This window comes from Kitasatospora sp. MBT66, from assembly GCF_000710405.2.
Classification (GTDB): domain Bacteria; phylum Actinomycetota; class Actinomycetes; order Streptomycetales; family Streptomycetaceae; genus Kitasatospora; species Kitasatospora purpeofusca.
In genome coordinates this window covers 190,857-207,460 of the sequence record NZ_JAIY01000007.1, presented here as the reverse complement: position 1 = coordinate 207,460, position 16,604 = coordinate 190,857, and the positions used below count along the sequence as shown (strand labels likewise).

The window sequence follows — 16,604 nt, the reverse complement described above, 5'->3', positions numbered from 1 at the left end:
CCTACGACTCGGCCAGAATCTGACCCACGTACCGTGCCACCGCTCGCACCGCCCCCATTGTGCCCGGGTAGTCCATCCGGGTCGGACCGATCACCCCCAGTTTGGCCACGCTCTCGTCGCCCGAACCGTAACCGACCGAGACGACCGAGGTGGAATTCAGCCCTTCGTAGGCGTTCTCCCGCCCGATCCGGACCGTCATCCCGGCGTCCGCCGTCTCACCCAGGAGGCGGAGCAGGACGACCTGCTCCTCCAGCGCCTCCAGCACCGGCTGGATGGTCAGCGGGAAGTCGTGGCCGAAGCGGGTCAGGTTGGCCGTGCCGGCCAGCATGATCCGCTCCTCGCGCTGCTCGGCGAGGGTCTCGAAGAGCGTCGCCAGCACCGTGGACACGGTCGGCCGGTCGGCCGCCTCGAACTGCGCGGGCAGCTCCTCCAGCAGCCCCGGGACGTCCGGGAGCCGCTGTCCGGCGGCCCGGGCGTTGATCCGGCCCCGGAGGTCCGCCAGCACGGTCTCGCCGACCGTACCCGGGCAGTCCACCAGCCGCTGCTCGACGCGGCCGGTGTTCATGATCAGCACCAGCATCACCTTGGCCGGGGCCAGCGCCACCAGCTCGATGTGCCGCACCGTGGAACGGCTCAGCGAGGGGTACTGCACCACCGCGACCTGGCGGGTCAGCTGGGCGAGCAGCCGCACCGTGCGGGCGACCACGTCGTCGAGGTCCACCGCGCCGTCGAGGAAGTGCCGGATCGCCCGCCGCTCGGGCGCGCTCATCGGCTTGACCTCGGCCAGCTTGTCGACGAACAGCCGGTAGCCCTTGTCGGTGGGGATCCGACCGGCGCTGGTGTGCGGCTGGTGGATGTAGCCCTCCTCCTCCAGCGCCGCCATGTCGTTGCGCACGGTCGCCGGGGAGACCCCGAGGTTGTGCCGTTCGACCAGGGCCTTGGAGCCGACCGGCTCCTCCGTCCCCACGTAGTCCTGGACGATCGCGCGAAGCACCGCGAGTTTGCGGTCGTCGAGCTGGCGGACCTCACCGGCCATGGGCACGCACCTCCGTCTTCACGCGTTGTCCGTTGTGACACACCGTCGTGGCATGTGTCCGTGTTCGAGCTGTCCGGTCCGACCCCGCGGGGCCCGGCCTTGGCACTCTGAACACACGAGTGCCAGAACCGTACCTGCCAGTGTAAGGCCCGGGTCCGACGGCAGGAACGGCCCGGCCGGGGTGATCCTGCCCGCAGTCCGCGGCGCGCGGGTGATGCCGCGGGGCCCGCCCGGTGGCAGCATCGGAAGCGGACGGCGAACGGAGGAGCAGCGATGTCGAGCTCGGGCCAGCACACCCGCTTCGCCCCCGACCGCGGCCTGACCGGCCGCATGGTGGGGACGATGTTCCTGATCGGGCTGTTGTACGTGGGATTCACCGGTCTGCTGATCGCGCTGCTGCGCGGCGCCTGGCCGATCATCGTGCTGATCTCGGGCGGCCTGTTTGTCGCCCAGTTCTGGTTCAGCGACCGGATCACCGAACGGGCGATGGGCGCCCACCGGGTCACCCCGGAGCAGTACCCGCAGCTGCACGGCGCCGTCGACCGGCTCTGCGCGCTCGCCGACATGCCCAAACCCCGGGTGGCGGTCGCCGACAACGACATGCCGAACGCCTTCGCCACCGGCCGCAACCCGCAGAACGCGGTGGTCTGCGTGACCACCGGCCTGCTGCGCCGGCTGGAGCCGGAGGAGTTGGAGGGCGTGCTCGCCCACGAGCTGTCGCACGTCGCCCACCGGGACGTCGCCGTGATGACGGTGGCCGGCTTCCTCGGCGTACTGGCCGGCGCGATGACCCGGATCGCCATGTACGGCGGTTTCATGGGCGGCGGGCGCAACAACAACGACTCCAACGCCGCGATCGCCGCCCTGGTGATCCCGCTGGTGTCGATCGCCGTCTACGCGATCAGCTTCCTGCTGACCCGGCTGCTCTCCCGCTACCGGGAGCTGGCCGCCGACCGGGCCGCCGCCCAGCTCACCGGGCGGCCCAGCGCGCTGGCCTCGGCGCTCACCAAGGTGACCGGCCAGATCGCCGCCATCCCGACCCGGGACCTGCGCCAGGCCCAGCCCTACAACGCGTTCTACTTCGCGCCGGCGCTCAGCGCCCGGGAGGCCGCCACCCAGCTGTTCTCCACCCACCCGTCGCTGGAGCAGCGGCTGGCCCAGCTGGCGAAGATCTCCTCCGAGCTCGGCCGTTGAGCCGCCCGCTCGGCCGCGGCTCCCGTACTCCGCACCGCACCGCCCCCGCACGCACCGCCCCCGCCCTCTGACCGGAAGGACCGCCGTGGGCATCCTGGACACGCTGTTCGGCCGCACCAAGCCCGTCAAGCCCGACCTCGACCAGCTGTTCGGCGTGCCGTCCGCCGCCCTCACCCTGGAGGCCGCGGCCGGCTTCCGGCCCACCGGACTCGGCTCGGTCTGCTTCGCCTCCGTCGAGGGCGGCGCCTTCGACGAGGTCGAACGGCAGGTCCGGGCCCTGCTCGACGCCGACACCGAACGCGGCGGCGTCCCCGTCGAGGCGTCCAAGGACTCCTACGGCTACTCCTGGCTGCTCGCCCGGCACCAGCCCGGCGAACTGCCCGAACTCGTCAACGACCTGCACGCGGTCAACAGCGAACTCGAGGCGCACGGCTTCGGCCCCCAGCTGCTCTGCTCCCTGGTCGGCTTCCGTGACGCCGACGGACAGCGCCCGCTGGCCCTCGTCTACCTGTACAAGCGCGGCACCTTCTACCCGGTGTGTAAACGCCCTGACCAGCAGGAACGTGACAACGCCTTGGAGATCGAGCTAGCCAACTTGCTTAAGAACGATCTTCGCATAGAACCTGACCTCTCTCGTTGGTTCCCGGTCTGGGGCGCCCCTGGGATGGAGGAGTAGGAGTGTTGACACCCGAGAGTGAAGCGGTGTTACAGGACTTGGTCGAGCGGTACAGCCTCACGCCTGACCAGGTGCACGAGGCCCTGGGCCTCCTTACTCCGCTACTTCTACCAGAGCCACCCCGCCAGAGACGCCACGCGGAGGCCACGTGGCGAACCTCGCAGCCCTACGACGGCATCCCCCTTATACGGGTAATAGGGGAAGGGTGAAAACACGTAGACGGACCCCCGCTTGAGCGGGGGCCCGTCATCATCGCTACTTCCGTATAGGGCGCTCGTGTTGCAGGCCGGCGGGGTCCTTCCAGACCACGCGAACGATGCCCACGCCCTTGATCAGCTTCAGGCAGTCACCGCAGGGTTCCCACGTAACGTAGAGGGTGGCGCCCTGGCGGTCTTCGGGGCGGGACCAGAGGATCGCATTCCACTCGGCGTGATACTCGATGCAGCCCTCATAGCTGGAGCCCGAAGGGGCCGACGAGAGGCACCGATCACAGCCGCCCGCCTTGCAGGACGGCTGACCCGGTGCAGAGCCGTTGTAGCCCGTGCTCAGGACCCTGTGGCGCTGGTCCACGAGGACGGCCCCCACGCGCTTCCGAATGCAGTCACCGCGGGTTGCTGCAGCCTCCGCCATGCCCAGGTGGTAGCAGTCCCAGCAGGGGCGGGCCCAGGGCTTCCCCATGCCTCGGTGGTGGCAGCTCACTCGCCCTCCTCGGTGGCCTCCCGGAGCCGTGTCCGACCGGTCCGCCATATCTTCGGCCAGTGTTCTCGGGGAACCGTGCAACCAGGGCAGGGCGCCCCATCGTGAGAGCAGATCACCACGGACCCGTCATACCGAACTACCTTCAAGGTCTCTCCTCGTATCGGTCGCACACGGTCACTGGGATGAGCTGTATGTGGGTCTGGCCTTTCGGGCCTGCCACGACCGTCGTCATCAGGGTGGTGTGGGCTTCGAGACACTTCCGGTCGTCACAGCCCACCAGGGCCGCCGCAGACACCACCACGGCGGCCCCGATCAGGAGCGGACGCCTCACTCCTCGTCGCCCGCCAGCTCCTCGACGCCGGCGGCCTGACTGGTCTCGGCATCCCAGAATTCGGCGGCCATGGCCTGAGCCAGCTCATGGGGGACGCCAGAGGAGACCGCTCGGGTGTAAACCAGTCCCGTTGCCTCGGCCGTTAGCGCTGCTGTAATTGCACGCTGCTGAAAAAGGGCCTCACCGAACTTCTTCTCGATGTCACCCATGATCTCGGCAAAGGGGTCCTGCTGGCTCTCACTCATGGAAAAACTCCTCAGCTTCATTGTCTTCAGCGCACTCGGCACACAGGCCGGTGTCTACGTCGTCAAGCCAAAAAAGGCCGATGGCTTCGAAGTTCTGGCAGTATTCGCAGTCCTCGTCCTGCCTCAATGCTTGCTCTCTTCGAGATCCAGAACGGAGCCCCAAGACTGATCACCAATCTCGGCCTCTGCTGGTACCAGGACCCCCTTGACGGTGAACTCCATGATCTTGGCTGCTCTCTTGGCCAGCTCCACGGCCCTCTCCTTGGGGAAGGAAAAAACGATCTCATCGTGAATTACGAGGCGCATAAAGGGCGTGTAGCCTGCGGCGTCGAGAGCAATGAGGGCACGAGCGGTGATGTCTCGGCTTCCGCTCTGGATGTAATAGTTAAGGGCGGCGTACGCTCGCCGGTACTCAACCGGAATGCGCCGCCCGGTGACGGTGAAGATGAATCCGGTTTGCTTCGCCTCGTCCATGAGGCGCTTCGCCAGGTCATCCACTCTCTTGTAGGTGCTGCCAAATGCGTCGATAACCCGCTTTGCCACCGAGTAGGGCACCCCGGCCTGTTCGGAAAGGGCCTTCGGGCCTCCGCCGAACACGGTCAAGAAGTTCGCCATTTTGCCTGTCTTACGAGGTACATCGGCGGCGTCCGCGGTGATTTGATGCAGGTCCTTGTCATTCAGGAACGCATCGACCATCACGGGGTCCTGCGATTCTGCGGCAAGGAACCGCAACTCCATATTTCCAAAGTCGATACAGACCGTTACATGGCCTTCCTCCGCAAGGAACATCCCTCGGACGTAGCCAGAGCCAGCGGGGAACGTCTGAGCCGGCACAGAACCCGTAATGGACATCCTTGCCGTAATGGCCTGGAGAGCATTAATCGACGCATGTACGCGATTCCGCGAGTCCATCCCGCTCAGGGCTCGCTCGAACCACGTCTTCCGCCACTTCCCGGCCTTTTTGGCCTTCATGACCGCATCGGCTAGCGGGTGCTCGATGGACGACAGAACCTCGTCGTCCATGGCCGGCTGGCCCTTGGGGTGGTTCTTGCTCGGCTTGGTTCGCTTGGTGAGCTTGATCCCGAACCCGGTGAACGCCTCGATTAGTTGGGCATTGGAGTTCACGTTCTCGACGCCATGCCGAAGGGCTACGGCCTCCCATTGCTCCTGCTCGGCCTTCAACTCCTCGATCCGCGCCTTGGCGTACTGCGGATCGAGTAGATAGCCCGCCCGCTCCATCTTGGCTGTTACGTGCGCGAGGCGGTGTTCCCAGCCGAACAGGCCCTTACGCTTAGACCGGAGCGGGATAAGCGGGTAGAGGATGTGGAACAGTCGGTAGGCGAGAATGGGGTCCATACCGGCGTAAAGAAGGTATTCCTCATCGAAGAGCCTGACGACGGGCCAGATATCATCCTTTTTGACCTTGTAGCGCTGAGCTATTCGGGTCATGGAGCCCTTGACCTCTTCGGCCAGCTCCGGGGAGATGTAGAATTTCGCCAGTTCTTCCAGCTTGAGCCCGGGCCCCTGTTCCTTGACCTGGCGTGGGTCAACAAGGTGGGCAGTGATCTTCGTGCAGAGGGTTTTGGGTGCCAACTCTTCGAGCGGCACGCCTAGGCAGTGCTCCGACACGTGCTGATCGAACGTCCCGTTGTGCGCGATAAGGCGCTCTGCCTTTCGCAGGGCCCACGCAGCGGCCTCCCGAAACTCCTGACTCAGTTCGGCTGGCAGAACCCACGATTCATGGGCATTGCCGAACTGAGCCAGTCGTATTCGGAAACCCCGGTCAGAATCCCACCAGTTGAGGCCTGTTGTCTCGGTATCGAAACCCATAACCGGGTTGGCTTCTACCCAGTCAATAAAGCCCCAGAGGTCCATCACCGTTTCGGCAACGTTGATCCGTACGGTCTGCCGGCGGATCATATAGGTGATGACCTGCATAGGGCTCCTTACTTCCGGGATTCAAGGTAGAAGTGTGCGATCAGGTAGACCACGGCGAACACGATTGCCCCCCATGTGACGATGGCGCCGGCCATCAGCCGGGGATTCCCTCGTAGCGGACCGAGACAATGTCCTCGTCGTACGCCTCGGGAAACAGGCGGACATCATTCTCGTCGGCATCAAGCCGAGCAGCGGCATGCACGTCGCCGCACCCCGGGTAGTCCTTCATGTCCGGCGTGTACTCGTAAGTGACGGTCACACGAATCTTGTCAGCCACGCTTAACCCATTTCAGAAGGAGACGACCGATGGTGTAGCCCAGCAGAATGCCGGGCACGTGAGACAGAACTTCTAGCAAGCCAACTTCTCTTCGCAGAGATGGTCTTTGGATGCTTGTACGAGGTCAAAAAGGGTCACCGCTTGCCCTTCACAGCAGGTACACCCGCCGGAGGCTACAGATCCTTCGCAAGGGCTGTGAATAAGCTCGACGCCCCCGTTTTCCCAGCCCTCGACAACGAATTGCCTGAGCCGACTCACCGCGGCTCCATGAGGCATCGGGCTGGCATGTCACCCGCCCTGGACCAAGACCAGAGCGAGCACGGGGCAGCCGCCCAAATCCAGAGAGAGCCCACGATGATTCCGAGGACGGCGACCAGGGCCACGAATGGGGCTAGGAACTTCACGGGGCAACCCTTCCGTTGGCGTTGAATGCTGCGTAAGTCACGGGCATGAGCTCCTTAAACTGCTCTTCCATCTGTTCCGCGACCATCTCAATTTCCCGCTGAGGGAAGGACGGGACCTTAGCCGCGGAATTCTTCGTCCGAAGACTCAGAAAGTGCATCAGCGAGCGAGCGTTGCACGTCGCGTAGAAGCTCGTGTAAAGACCCACCGGAAGTACAACCCGAGCGATCTCCCGGGCAACTCCCCGGCCCAGGATTGACCGGTAGTGGTCGGTGGCCCATATGTATGCCGAGTAGAGGTCTCGTTCGAGCGCACTCCGCTGGACTGCGGTGCCGGCCTCGAACTCATAGGCCCCCGGCTTGCCGACCTGGACCAACTTCCGGTGTTGGTCGGGGGCATAAAATACCGGCTGAAGTTCCTTATAGCGCCCGCTCTCCTCGTTGTAACTCCAGCCAGCCCGATGACGCATGAATTCACGTGACACGAAGATGGGGCACTCGATGTAAAACGTCATGCTGGCGTGCTCGAACGGCGATCCGTGCCGGTCGCGCATCAGGTAGTTGATCAGGCCGGCATCCTTCTCAGAGGCCGCGACGAAACGCGTCTCGCCTCCGAGAGTGGAGACCCTGGCCGCGGAGGTCACGTCAGCATCCTCAGCAGCATGCTTGACCAGATCCACGCGCATATCCGAGCGGATTTCCATGTCTCTCCAGGGCGTGGGGGCCGGGAACGAGACCCGGCCCCCTAGTTGCAAGTAAGAGGGCAAAAAAATAAGGCCCTACGGCCTACTTGGGCTTGAAGGTCCCATCCTTCTGTCGCCAAAGAGGCGCGCACTGATCAGCCTTCTCGCGAGCCTGGCAGAACATCGCGGCCCAATCGGCCTTTTCGAAGAGCTTTCGGCCGTGCGGGCAGTCCCCGTCATCGCCGACGGAGCCCTTGGGAGTGACCTTTCCGCCCTCGAATCGCTTCGGGGCAGACCCGCCGCCAGCACCTCCCTTGTACTGCTCTCGGGTGAATTCCGCCGCCTTGCTGGCCAGCTCGATCAGGCCGGTGGTCTTCATGGCGGTCAGCAGCTCGGCGCCACGCTGAGCGGTTTCCTCTGCCGTGAAGCCCTGGACACGGGGCGTCAGCCATTCCGCGTCGAAGCCGGAAGCTGCCTTCATCGTGAACCCGATCGTGAATGGAGCGGGGATTGGAGAGGTGTTGACGGGAGTAGTCACAGGCGCCTCCGGGGCGTCGGGGGTGTTTTCGTTTATGGGGGCCGACTGCGGCTCGTCCCACGGGGAAGTTTCGTCGAAGGGATTCGGATAGGAACTCATTAGCGGGTTTCCTTCCCTCTGGATTCAGTATTGCCCAGCAAATGACCTAGTTGCAAGTTAGATTTTGGTGACGACATTCACACGGGGCATGCGCCCGATGTGCAGATTTCGTCATACGAGGTATCGGTTACCTCGATCCCCAGTCGTGCTGCCTCGGCTTCGTACTCCTCGCGGCTGATCCGCTCATAGGGGGCCTGGGCACGGCTCATCTCAGGGAAGATGGTCGACCCCTTCAGTGTGGGCATGAAGTGCAGTAGAACGGCCTGGATGTCGTCCAGGCCGTACCGCTTCGGGTCCACGGACGCCGTGTAGGAGACCGCCTGATCGGCCCAATAGGTCTGATAGAGCTCCTGGACCCTCAGCATGTCCTCAAGGCCGAGCTGGCCAGCGTGCTGGACGTACTCCGGGTCCAGGACCTCGTCAACCAAGGGGTCCTTGGTCGGGATGGAGACCACCATCGTGTTAGCCGCGTAGATACATGGCTCGACCTGGTAGCCGCGCCGGCGGTAGTCCTCGACCTTTGCGACCTCCTCCGGCTCTACGGTCGAGAAGCGGATGCGTCGGATGAAGAAATCCGCGAAGGGGGCATGGATGCCCTCCCCGGATGCGCCAGCTAGCTTGGAGATCGTCCCGGTAGGCGCGACCACGCGCTTCTTGATCGGTACGGGGATGCGAAGCTCGTTGGCGTACTCGGCGGCGGCCTGGTCCACGACGGCCGCGAACTCGCGCAGGTTCGCCGCGATCAGCCAGAAGTCAGGTGCGTCCGAGTACAGCACTCCCTGCTTCGCCAGGTAGTCGGCGAAGCCGAGATGGCCCACCCCGATCCGCCGGTACCGCTTGATGGCCTCCGCGGATCGCGGGTCAGCCACAGGCGCACAGGTTGCCCGGATCAGGTAGCGGGTCAGTAGGCGGTGGGCCTGGTGGAGCCCCTTGAAGTCGACGTGCCCCATCCGGTCCACGTAGGCGCCAAGGTTCACCGAGCCCAGGTTGCAGGGCTCCCACTCGGTCAGCGTTGCCTCGCCACACGGATTGGTGGTGAACACACCGTCCACCTCACCTCCGGCGGTCAGCTCGCTGTTCCAGAACCCCGGCTCACCGTTCTTCGTCGCGCCGGTCGCCAGCTCGGCCAGGACCAGGGCGGCCTTCTCGCCGCCGGCCCGCGCCTGGGTGATGAACTCGCCGTCGACCTCCACGCTGATGTTGGTCGTCCAGTGCTGCCCCTGGTCCGCCTTGCAGGCCAGGAACTCACCGATCTGCGGGTCAGCCCAATGCATGATCGACATCCGGGCCGAACGACGAACGCCACCGGACACGATGCAGCGGGCGATCTCGTGATCAATCGCCATCGCATCCATGCCGGTGAGCGGCCCGCCGGCCGCGCCCGCCAGGACGTCGCCAGCCTTGATCAGCAGCTCGGCGAAGGGTGCTGGGCCGCTTGCCGTACCGCCGAACTTCCGCAGCGCGGCGCCCTTATGACGGACCCGGCTCACGTCGAATACGCGGTTCAGGCTCGCGAGGTCATCGCGGTGCGCGGCCCTGATGAGGCCACCCAAGGCCTTCGCCCAGCCCTCTCGTGAATCCTCGACTGGATAGGCTCCTGCCCAGGTGTGGGAGTACTCCCCCGAGATGAGACCGGCCTCGATCATGTCGAGGTAGTCAGGGTGCTCGGGGTCACAGACGACGTGCACCCGGACGGTACTCCTCACGGCCGGGAAGTCGCTCAGGTACCGGTTCGAGTAGTTGCTGCCGACCCCGCCGCCCTCGGCCAGGCGGAGCAGGGCGAACGTGAAATGCTCCTCCGGCTTCTCCGCATCCCAGCCTGCGGCCCAGCAGTTGTTGAGGGCGTAGTCGGCGACCCCGGAGGACTTCAGGTGTCGGCCGGCGGGCAGTGCCCGGAAGTCCTCGATCAGGTTGGTTAGGGCCTCGCGTTCGCCCGGCTCGATGTATCGCGAGTTCACCAGCTTGAGGTTTCCGTCGACCACGCGCCGTACGGTCTCGGGCCAGGTCTCCAGGGTGCCATCCGCCTTTTCCCGGCGGTAAGTGCGCTCGTAGACGGTCTGAGCGGTTTCAGTCTTGAAAGTCATGCGTCTCTTTTCGTTGTTTACTTCTTGCTACGAACATTGCTGTTCATGGCTACTGCTAGCGCATCCACAGCCCTGTATGAGGTCCGACGCTCGGCATCATCCTTCGGGGGAAGGCCCTGAATATAGATCCGCGTCAGGACTTCCCGATACCGCTCGGTGAGCTTGCGGAGACCGGCCGCCGCATCCATTCGCGCGGAAAAGATGTTGTCAGAAATCCGGCACCGAGTGAGGTCGTCCTTCTTGCCGATCAGAGAGGAAATCTCCTCATCGGTGTGGAGGAAAGACCGGAGTGCAGTACGGGCCTCATCCGGCGTGTAGTAGTACTGGTCATCGAGCAGATCACGCTGATTCTGCTCCCGGCTGGCGTACGACTTCGCGACTCGCCAGGAGAGCTGACGAATGAATTCGCCGTCGTCGGCCTTCTTTGCTACGTGCTCCGCCTGCTCAACGATGTGGACCATGATTTCCTGGCGCACGTCATCAGCCTCAACGATGGGCCACTTCAGCGCCATCTCACGGGCGACCTTATAAGCGATCCCGTCCAGGCGATCCCAGTCCAGCTCAGTCACTCTTGTTCTCCCCCTTGGCGAACTTCCCGCCAACTCGCTTGATTGCTCCAAATCGCTCGCCCTCGAAGACGAACGAACCGTCATTTTCAACCGGAATGGCGTACGGCGTTGCCCCGTGCTGACCGGCGTAAAGAACGCCGAATCCGCGCTGCCAATTGGCCGGACCGTTCCGGAGGTATCCGGCCTGCTTCACATCCATGAGGTGACCAACCTCGAAGCCGTAGATGGTCTTGAGCCTTCCGCCATAACCGGTGGACTCCGGGGAAATAGCCAGGCGGTGAGTGTGGCCCATGACGACAGACACCCCGGCCTTCTTCGCCTTCGCCGCTGCGGTGCGGCCGGCGACCTGGTTCAATCCCGGGCTCTCATGGCCGTGAATCGCCACCCACCCAGGAGCGATTGGGTGATACGGCTCGACCTTGCGAATTCCGTACCCATCGAAGTCGAGCAGGGTTTCAAAGCGGTAGAAGGAGTCCTCCGCCGCGAGGGCAGGCGCGCGGCTCTGGAGGTACTTCCGCGGCCGTTCGTCGTGATTCCCTTCCAGAACCTCGACGGGGCCGTCATAGACGGCCCTGAGAGGTTCCAGGAAGACCTTCTTGCAATACTCCGAGTCTCGGATCACCCCGCCCTCGTACTCAGCCCGGGTGCCGGCCGTCCACCGAGACGGGGCCGGGTAGTCCATGAGGTCTCCGATCTGGAGAACCGAATCAGGCTGATACTCGCCGATGAAGGCAAGCACGTTCTTCAGCGCCCGCTTGTCCTCGTATGGGATCTGGGTATCGCTGATGATGACGATTCGCTTCAAGCCTTCTCCTCTATCCGGTGGATGGCCTGCTTGAGTGCCCGCCGGATGCAGCGGGCCTCTCGGGCCGAGATGTTGACCGCAACTCGCTTCATGCCTTGCGGTCCGTCATAGACGAGGTCGATTCCGACGAACCTTCCGCCAAAGGTCTGGACCTCGAAGAAGTGCATCGCAGCAAAGTCGATGTCACCGAACTGGATACGCCTCATGCAGCAATCCCGTCGTTCAGTCGAGCCAATTCGGCTTCGAGCTCAGCAATCCGCGCCTTAAGCGCCTTACGTTCAAGCATTTCCGCCGTGTTCTCGACTGGAGTCACGGCCTGCAAATGCAAAGGATTGACGCATGCACGCACTGCACATTTATGGTGAATTGGGATCCAGTCGTCCACCCATGCCACCAAATTCCGGTATACGATGCGATGGGTGCGATGGGACTTGCGCAGCCAGCCCACTACCCCATATCCATTCGAAATGCATCCCTGGTATAGGAGACACTCTCCGTCGGCAACCGTCTCCTCCACTATGTTTCGAGCAAGCTCCATTTCCGAACTGGCCCGCCTCCGTTGGCGAGTGATCGGGCCCGGTTTCTTCCCCGCTCGAATCTGTCGTGAATGCGCAAAACAATAGCCATTGGACGAGTGCGATCGCTCGCAGTCCTGCACCTCACAAATCGCCCCCTTGCCTCGATATTGCCGAAGGGGCCTCAAGTCCTTCCCTGCGCGCTGTTGCTGATAGTGCGCCTCACAAAGCCCGAGTGTCCTAGCGGGTTTTTCACACCACCACCCCTTCCCTTTGGCGCTACAGGCCTTCAACAGCGTTCTCCAACTGGTCAATCTCGTGATCGATGTACCAGCGCGCCTTCTTCAGGTCCTCAAGGGGGTTACCCTTGAAGTCGGCCCGCAGCAGGTACTTGAGTGCATTACCTCGTACGAAGCTGAAATGCCGAGTGATCTCGATGACCTCTACCGGAAGCCACGTGTAGTGACTTGGGTGGTTAACAGCGTCCGATCCTGCTTCAGAGCTCACAGACCCAACGCCTTCCGATATGCGGCAGCCCCCTGGCTGTGAACGAATGAATTGATGTCACTGCCTTCGCCACCGAGGATGATCACCTTGCCGTTCGGCAGCTCGCTGGCGCGCTTGTCTGCTGCTGCGATCCCCGGCGCATCGTTATCCGCAACGATGAAAACCACCTCGTAACCAGCAAGGGCCGGGTTGAAATGAGGGCGCCAGGCAGACGTTCCCTGAGCGGCGATACACGGGACGCCGGCCAGCTCGGATGCCTGGGCATCGAACTCGCCTTCAGACAGAGCGATGTACGAGCTGGGGGCGATGAGGGCGGGGGTGTTGTAGAGGCGAGGATGATCCCCGGGGATGGACTGGTATTTGCCGTGACCCTCGTGCCGTTCCTTGCCTGCCGGCGCAAGGTAGTTGCCGTTCTCGTCCTTCACGCACTCGTCGGCGATGCACCGGAAACGGAGCGTCGCGACGCCGTGGTCTCCGCCTGCCGGTCGGGCGTACGGGATTACCAGCATGCCCCGGGAGCGTTCATGTCCCGTTCTCGCCGAACCGACGTATCCGATTCCGAACCGGCTCGCCACTTCCCCCAGCCCGCGGGCGTCCATGTACTTCTCGGCCGGACTGTCGGCGTACTGGCGGAAGTAGTCTTTCGCCGCCTCGACCGAACCGGCTATGTGCGAACTCTTGAGCGCTTCTGAACCCAACGCCTTCCTCTCTTTGGATTACGTCGTAACTGTCTTCCGAGACGTCACACACGAAGCAACTCCAGCGCTGCCTTTCCGTGTTGGCGCTCGCGCTCGGGTTCTCCTCGGGGTGAAGGGGGCAGAGGATTTTCTGCCACCCTCCACGGTCCCGGAGGGATATCCCGTAGTAATGCCGAAGAACTTCACTTATCGGTGGCTTCGGGCTGGGGCTCATTCCCGACCCTTCGAATCGTCACGGGGAAGTCATAGCGGCGGAATGAGCCGTTCTCGCTCTCGCGCTCTCCACGCCACTTCCGGAAGTCAAACTGGATGCCTTTGGACATGGTCAGTCCTTGTCGAATGTGTACCGTGGCCCGAGCACCTTCCAGGCCGGATAGTCTTCGAGGTAGTCAGCCGCCCTCCGGAGGACTTCCGGGCGGTCCCGCGCACCTCGGGCTAGCAACTGTCCGTTGCAGCGCTGACACAAGAGGCCGCGGATCGCCTCTGTCTTGTGACAGTGGTCCACGGCCAGATTCGTTCGGCGGGTTTCCCGGCAGATTGCGCACCGGCCGCCTTGGGCTTCGAAGAGGGCTTGATAGTCCTGAGCAGAGAGTCCGTAGGCGGCTTGGAGCCGAGCGGCCCGAGAGGAGGCGCGACTAGTAGCCTTGCGGCACTTCTCGCAGACCCGGCCTCTCGGGCCGATGAAGAACCTGACAGCGCGGTTCTTCGAGCACTTCGAGCAACTCCGGTAGCCCTTGCGGGGCTCAGCCACGCGTCCGGAGAGAGGATTCCAGGCGGAGCATGCGCCGCGTCTCGGCCGCGCCGTCGACCAGGCCCCGGAGGTAGGCGAGATTGACGATCCGCCAGTCAGTAGCCCCGGACTCGTCCGCCAGGCCGACCGCCGCCACGTGGACACCGCGGCCGGTCGAGCTCACCAGATCCCGGAGCATGGAGCGCAGGTTCAGCCGGCGAGGGTCCTGGACCTGGACGACCACAGCCACGACTCCGCCGCCGGCCTCCTCGATCTCATCAGCCGTGATCGCGTGGTTCTCCGCAAGGAGAATGCCCACGATTTCCTTCTTGATGCTGTAGCCGCCGGTGCAGGGGTGAGCCATGGCGCTTATCTCTCTCGTGGTCGTCAGAAGGCGAGGGTGACGTCATTGAGACGCAAATTCGACTGGTTGAGCTCGAAGGACGCGAAGGTGTTGCCGGAGGAGTCTTCGAATCCTTCTCGGTTCTTCACGACGCTCACGTGAAGAACCCGGCCATCCATTCCATCGATCTCTTTGAAGATGGTCAGGATCAGACTCGGTACGCGGCCGATTTTCCCCTTCACACCGGAGAGTGGAATGGGGTTCATGCCGTCGGAGTGTTCACCGGTCACGTGGTGCAGAGCGAGGACGTGTGACCTGGTTTCCCGGGCCATCTCGGCGAGGTATTCACACAAGGCCTCAAGGCCGAACGTGAACGACTCGGCGCTTTCGGCGCCCCCCACATCGATGTTCGTAATGTTGTCGATCACGATCAAGTGGGGGTAGCACCCGAAGACCTCGAAGTACGCCGCGATGGTCGTCTCCAGGTCCGCCAGTGTGGGCCGGGCCTCGTAGACGAATCGGACCCACCAGCGTTCCCCGAGCACTTCGGCGTAGTCGCCAAAGTCATTCTCCAACAGCCGGCGCTTGACCTCCTTGGAATCCGCTCCCGTGATGATGGAAGTCGCGCGACTGACCTGTGTTGCCGCGCCGGAGTCAGCCGAGAAGTACAGGGCCGGTATATTCCCGTACAGCGCCAGGTTCAGGGCGAACAGGGACTTGCCCGTACCAGGTCCGGCAACACCGAGGCTGAATGTCCCTCGAAGGAATTCGACCTCAAGCCGCTCCAGCCCCTTATACGGGGTCGGGATAGGCTCACCGGCCGCACCTCTGATGTCCACTGACTGAGTCAGAGAATACATAGCACTCCTTTCCGACGAGGTTCCCTAGTTGCAAGTAAGAGAGGAAAAAATAGGCCCGCTCAGCGGGCCGCCCTCACACTTTGATCTTACGCCGGCAACTTCCCTAGTTGCAAGTTAAAGATTAAAAAAAATCGCACTTGTGTTTCATGTCACAGAATCGGCAGAGGAATCCTGGGCTCGCCTCGAATCGCCCAGCCTTGACACCCTCGTCCATGGCCGCATAGCGCTCTCCCACCTGCTCCGCCGTTACGTCGGTGAGGTCGACAGGCTTGGACAGGCCGCCGGCCTTGGCCAGATACCAATCCCCCTTGTTGGCCTCGACACCGAACGCCTGTCGGACCGCGACCCCGTACGTCTCCAGCTGGAACCGTGACTTGGTGGTGCCCGTCTTGAGGTCTCGAACCCGAACCGAGTTGTCGGCCTCGGTCACCAGCTGGTCGATGTACCCCCTGACCTGGACCCCGCCCAGCTCGACCTTGAAGTACAGCTCAAGGGCCGGCTGCTTGTCCTTCGGCGTCTGCCAGATGGCCGGCTGGTGCTCCAGTGCCCACCTGACGTACTGGGCCGTCTGCTCTTGGCCGAGGACGTAACGCCGCTCAATGTCGACAGCGCCAGGCCCGGAGGCCGAGAGCCACCGGTCCGTGTCGGGCTCCTTGTCCAGGGCCCTGTTCACCAGGGCCGCGTACTCGTCGGAGAAGAGTTGGACCGCCTCCTCCTCGCCCATTTGCCGGCCGCTCCTCTCAACGGCCTCGGCCGCACTGTGGAAGGCGGTCCCGTGGTGGCTCCAGGCCGCCGGCAGTGGAGTCACACGCTCGATGCGCTGCAGGAAAAAGCGCCAGCCGCACTTCTCGTATTGCTCAGTTTGGCTGACGCTTCGGGGCATGTTTTCAATTGAGGTCAAGGGCCATCCTCGGGCAGAGTCGGACGTAGGTGTAGGAGTCGCAGTGTGGGAACCAGGGGTGCGGCCGGGCGCTCTCTTTTCGCTCAACAACCAGCCGTTCTAGGCGGACTCCGTATCGCTGGAAGACGCGTTCCTCCAGGTCTACGAGCTCATCAATCTCGTCATCGTTGATGCACGCGGTATACACGATGTCCCAGTACTCGCCCACTCCCGTTGCGATGTGGTGCGCGATCACCAGGCTCTCCGTCTGAAAGACGTTCGATGCGCGAGTCTCGCTGTGTGCAATTTGTGCGGCCACCGCCTCGGCCTTGCTAGGTGAGGTAAGGCTAAGCACTGCGAGCATTTACCGCCTCCGCGATCAGCCTCGCTCGGGGTTTCCGGCGAGGTCAGGCATAACCTACCGCATTCACTCGGATACCTCCTCCGCATTAATTGTGACCTAACTCACCTATACCTTGATTTGGCTTTATCGACA

General features: G+C 63.2%; 21 protein-coding genes and 1 pseudogene. 2 read left to right on the top strand and 20 right to left on the bottom strand.

Annotated features, from left to right (window positions below; translation table 11 throughout):
- Window position 1: 1 nt before the first annotated feature.
- Complete coding sequence (hrcA, locus tag BI06_RS20425; protein ID WP_030395770.1) at window positions 2–1,036, bottom strand: heat-inducible transcriptional repressor HrcA; 1,035 nt, start codon at window positions 1,034–1,036, stop codon at window positions 2–4.
- Window positions 1,037–1,309: 273 nt separating this feature from the next.
- On the opposite strand from hrcA, the gene htpX reads away from it, so the two are divergent.
- Together htpX and BI06_RS20415 are read left to right on the top strand one after the other, a co-directional pair.
- On the top strand, window positions 1,310–2,230 hold the full coding sequence (htpX, locus tag BI06_RS20420; protein WP_030395769.1) for a zinc metalloprotease HtpX: 921 nt from the start codon (window positions 1,310–1,312) through the stop codon (window positions 2,228–2,230).
- Between the two features lie 85 nt (window positions 2,231–2,315).
- Window positions 2,316–2,906: a hypothetical protein gene (locus tag BI06_RS20415; RefSeq protein ID WP_043470382.1), complete on the top strand. Its 591-nt coding sequence runs from the start codon at window positions 2,316–2,318 to the stop codon at window positions 2,904–2,906.
- 255 nt (window positions 2,907–3,161) lie between these two features.
- On the opposite strand, the gene BI06_RS55545 is transcribed toward BI06_RS20415, so the two are convergent.
- The 19 genes and pseudogenes from BI06_RS55545 to BI06_RS20330 all read right to left on the bottom strand — a co-directional run bounded on the left by BI06_RS55545 (window position 3,162) and on the right by BI06_RS20330 (window position 16,472).
- A complete protein-coding gene (locus BI06_RS55545) occupies window positions 3,162–3,584 on the bottom strand; it encodes a deaminase (RefSeq protein ID WP_043470381.1) in 423 nt (140 codons plus the stop codon).
- A 348-nt stretch (window positions 3,585–3,932) separates the two neighbouring features.
- Entirely contained in the window at window positions 3,933–4,181 is a 249-nt protein-coding gene (locus BI06_RS20395; RefSeq protein ID WP_043470375.1) for a hypothetical protein, read from the bottom strand.
- A gap of 123 nt (window positions 4,182–4,304) precedes the next feature.
- Entirely contained in the window at window positions 4,305–6,119 is a 1,815-nt protein-coding gene (locus tag BI06_RS20390; protein WP_043470372.1) for a DNA polymerase, read from the bottom strand.
- Between the two features lie 94 nt (window positions 6,120–6,213).
- Window positions 6,214–6,396, bottom strand: a complete 183-nt coding sequence (locus BI06_RS49570; RefSeq protein WP_149030426.1) for a hypothetical protein — start codon at window positions 6,394–6,396, stop codon at window positions 6,214–6,216.
- A gap of 400 nt (window positions 6,397–6,796) precedes the next feature.
- Window positions 6,797–7,483 carry an FAD-dependent thymidylate synthase gene (thyX, locus tag BI06_RS20385; protein WP_233290247.1) on the bottom strand — a complete coding sequence of 229 codons (687 nt, stop codon included), beginning with the start codon at window positions 7,481–7,483 and terminating at the stop codon, window positions 6,797–6,799.
- A 100-nt stretch (window positions 7,484–7,583) separates the two neighbouring features.
- Window positions 7,584–8,117, bottom strand: coding sequence for a hypothetical protein (locus BI06_RS20380; protein WP_043470366.1), 534 nt, complete (start codon window positions 8,115–8,117; stop codon window positions 7,584–7,586).
- Between the two features lie 77 nt (window positions 8,118–8,194).
- Window positions 8,195–10,201, bottom strand: coding sequence for a ribonucleoside-triphosphate reductase, adenosylcobalamin-dependent (gene nrdJ / locus BI06_RS20375; protein ID WP_043470363.1), 2,007 nt, complete (start codon window positions 10,199–10,201; stop codon window positions 8,195–8,197).
- A gap of 17 nt (window positions 10,202–10,218) precedes the next feature.
- Entirely contained in the window at window positions 10,219–10,770 is a 552-nt protein-coding gene (locus BI06_RS20370; protein WP_043470360.1) for a hypothetical protein, read from the bottom strand.
- Window positions 10,763–11,575: a metallophosphoesterase gene (locus BI06_RS20365; protein WP_082558596.1), complete on the bottom strand. Its 813-nt coding sequence runs from the start codon at window positions 11,573–11,575 to the stop codon at window positions 10,763–10,765. The genes BI06_RS20370 and BI06_RS20365 overlap by 8 nt, the downstream gene beginning before the upstream one ends.
- Window positions 11,572–11,781, bottom strand: coding sequence for a hypothetical protein (locus tag BI06_RS20360; protein WP_043470357.1), 210 nt, complete (start codon window positions 11,779–11,781; stop codon window positions 11,572–11,574). The genes BI06_RS20365 and BI06_RS20360 overlap by 4 nt, the downstream gene beginning before the upstream one ends.
- The gene (locus tag BI06_RS49565) at window positions 11,778–11,960 is read right to left on the bottom strand and encodes a hypothetical protein (protein ID WP_149030425.1); all 183 of its coding nucleotides are present in this window, start codon (window positions 11,958–11,960) and stop codon (window positions 11,778–11,780) included. Before BI06_RS49565 ends, BI06_RS20360 begins: the two co-directional genes overlap by 4 nt.
- A 409-nt stretch (window positions 11,961–12,369) precedes the next feature.
- Window positions 12,370–12,597 carry a DUF3310 domain-containing protein gene (locus BI06_RS46565; RefSeq protein ID WP_043470350.1) on the bottom strand — a complete coding sequence of 76 codons (228 nt, stop codon included), beginning with the start codon at window positions 12,595–12,597 and terminating at the stop codon, window positions 12,370–12,372.
- Window positions 12,594–13,295 (bottom strand): toprim domain-containing protein, encoded by a 702-nt coding sequence (locus BI06_RS20355; protein ID WP_233290234.1) that lies wholly within the window; start codon window positions 13,293–13,295, stop codon window positions 12,594–12,596. Before BI06_RS20355 ends, BI06_RS46565 begins: the two co-directional genes overlap by 4 nt.
- Window positions 13,296–13,320: 25 nt before the next feature.
- Window positions 13,321–13,509 (bottom strand): annotated as a pseudogene (locus BI06_RS55540) (CHC2 zinc finger domain-containing protein); the annotation flags it as partial.
- Between the two features lie 111 nt (window positions 13,510–13,620).
- The gene (locus BI06_RS20350; RefSeq protein WP_043470342.1) at window positions 13,621–14,046 is read right to left on the bottom strand and encodes an endonuclease VII domain-containing protein; all 426 of its coding nucleotides are present in this window, start codon (window positions 14,044–14,046) and stop codon (window positions 13,621–13,623) included.
- A complete protein-coding gene (locus BI06_RS20345) occupies window positions 14,039–14,389 on the bottom strand; it encodes a hypothetical protein (RefSeq protein WP_043470340.1) in 351 nt (116 codons plus the stop codon). Before BI06_RS20345 ends, BI06_RS20350 begins: the two co-directional genes overlap by 8 nt.
- Before the next feature lie 23 nt (window positions 14,390–14,412).
- Entirely contained in the window at window positions 14,413–15,228 is an 816-nt protein-coding gene (locus BI06_RS20340; protein ID WP_043470338.1) for an AAA family ATPase, read from the bottom strand.
- 121 nt (window positions 15,229–15,349) lie between these two features.
- A complete protein-coding gene (locus BI06_RS20335) occupies window positions 15,350–16,129 on the bottom strand; it encodes a PD-(D/E)XK nuclease family protein (protein ID WP_233290233.1) in 780 nt (259 codons plus the stop codon).
- Window positions 16,116–16,472, bottom strand: a complete 357-nt coding sequence (locus BI06_RS20330; protein WP_043470333.1) for a hypothetical protein — start codon at window positions 16,470–16,472, stop codon at window positions 16,116–16,118. The genes BI06_RS20335 and BI06_RS20330 overlap by 14 nt, the downstream gene beginning before the upstream one ends.
- Window positions 16,473–16,604 lie beyond the last annotated feature (132 nt).

Coding starts and splice junctions, on each gene's coding strand:
- hrcA (WP_030395770.1), bottom strand. CDS start 1,036: ATGGCCGGTGAGGTCCGCCAGCTCGACGACCGCAAACTCGCGGTGCTT.
- thyX (WP_233290247.1), bottom strand. CDS start 7,483: ATGCGCGTGGATCTGGTCAAGCATGCTGCTGAGGATGCTGACGTGACC.
- BI06_RS20360 (WP_043470357.1), bottom strand. CDS start 11,781: ATGAGGCGTATCCAGTTCGGTGACATCGACTTTGCTGCGATGCACTTC.
- BI06_RS20340 (WP_043470338.1), bottom strand. CDS start 15,228: ATGTATTCTCTGACTCAGTCAGTGGACATCAGAGGTGCGGCCGGTGAG.
- BI06_RS55545 (WP_043470381.1), bottom strand. CDS start 3,584: ATGGGGAAGCCCTGGGCCCGCCCCTGCTGGGACTGCTACCACCTGGGC.
- BI06_RS20345 (WP_043470340.1), bottom strand. CDS start 14,389: ATGGCTCACCCCTGCACCGGCGGCTACAGCATCAAGAAGGAAATCGTG.
- BI06_RS20395 (WP_043470375.1), bottom strand. CDS start 4,181: ATGAGTGAGAGCCAGCAGGACCCCTTTGCCGAGATCATGGGTGACATC.
- nrdJ (WP_043470363.1), bottom strand. CDS start 10,201: ATGACTTTCAAGACTGAAACCGCTCAGACCGTCTACGAGCGCACTTAC.
- BI06_RS20380 (WP_043470366.1), bottom strand. CDS start 8,117: ATGAGTTCCTATCCGAATCCCTTCGACGAAACTTCCCCGTGGGACGAG.
- htpX (WP_030395769.1), top strand. CDS start 1,310: ATGTCGAGCTCGGGCCAGCACACCCGCTTCGCCCCCGACCGCGGCCTG.
- BI06_RS20390 (WP_043470372.1), bottom strand. CDS start 6,119: ATGCAGGTCATCACCTATATGATCCGCCGGCAGACCGTACGGATCAAC.
- BI06_RS20330 (WP_043470333.1), bottom strand. CDS start 16,472: ATGCTCGCAGTGCTTAGCCTTACCTCACCTAGCAAGGCCGAGGCGGTG.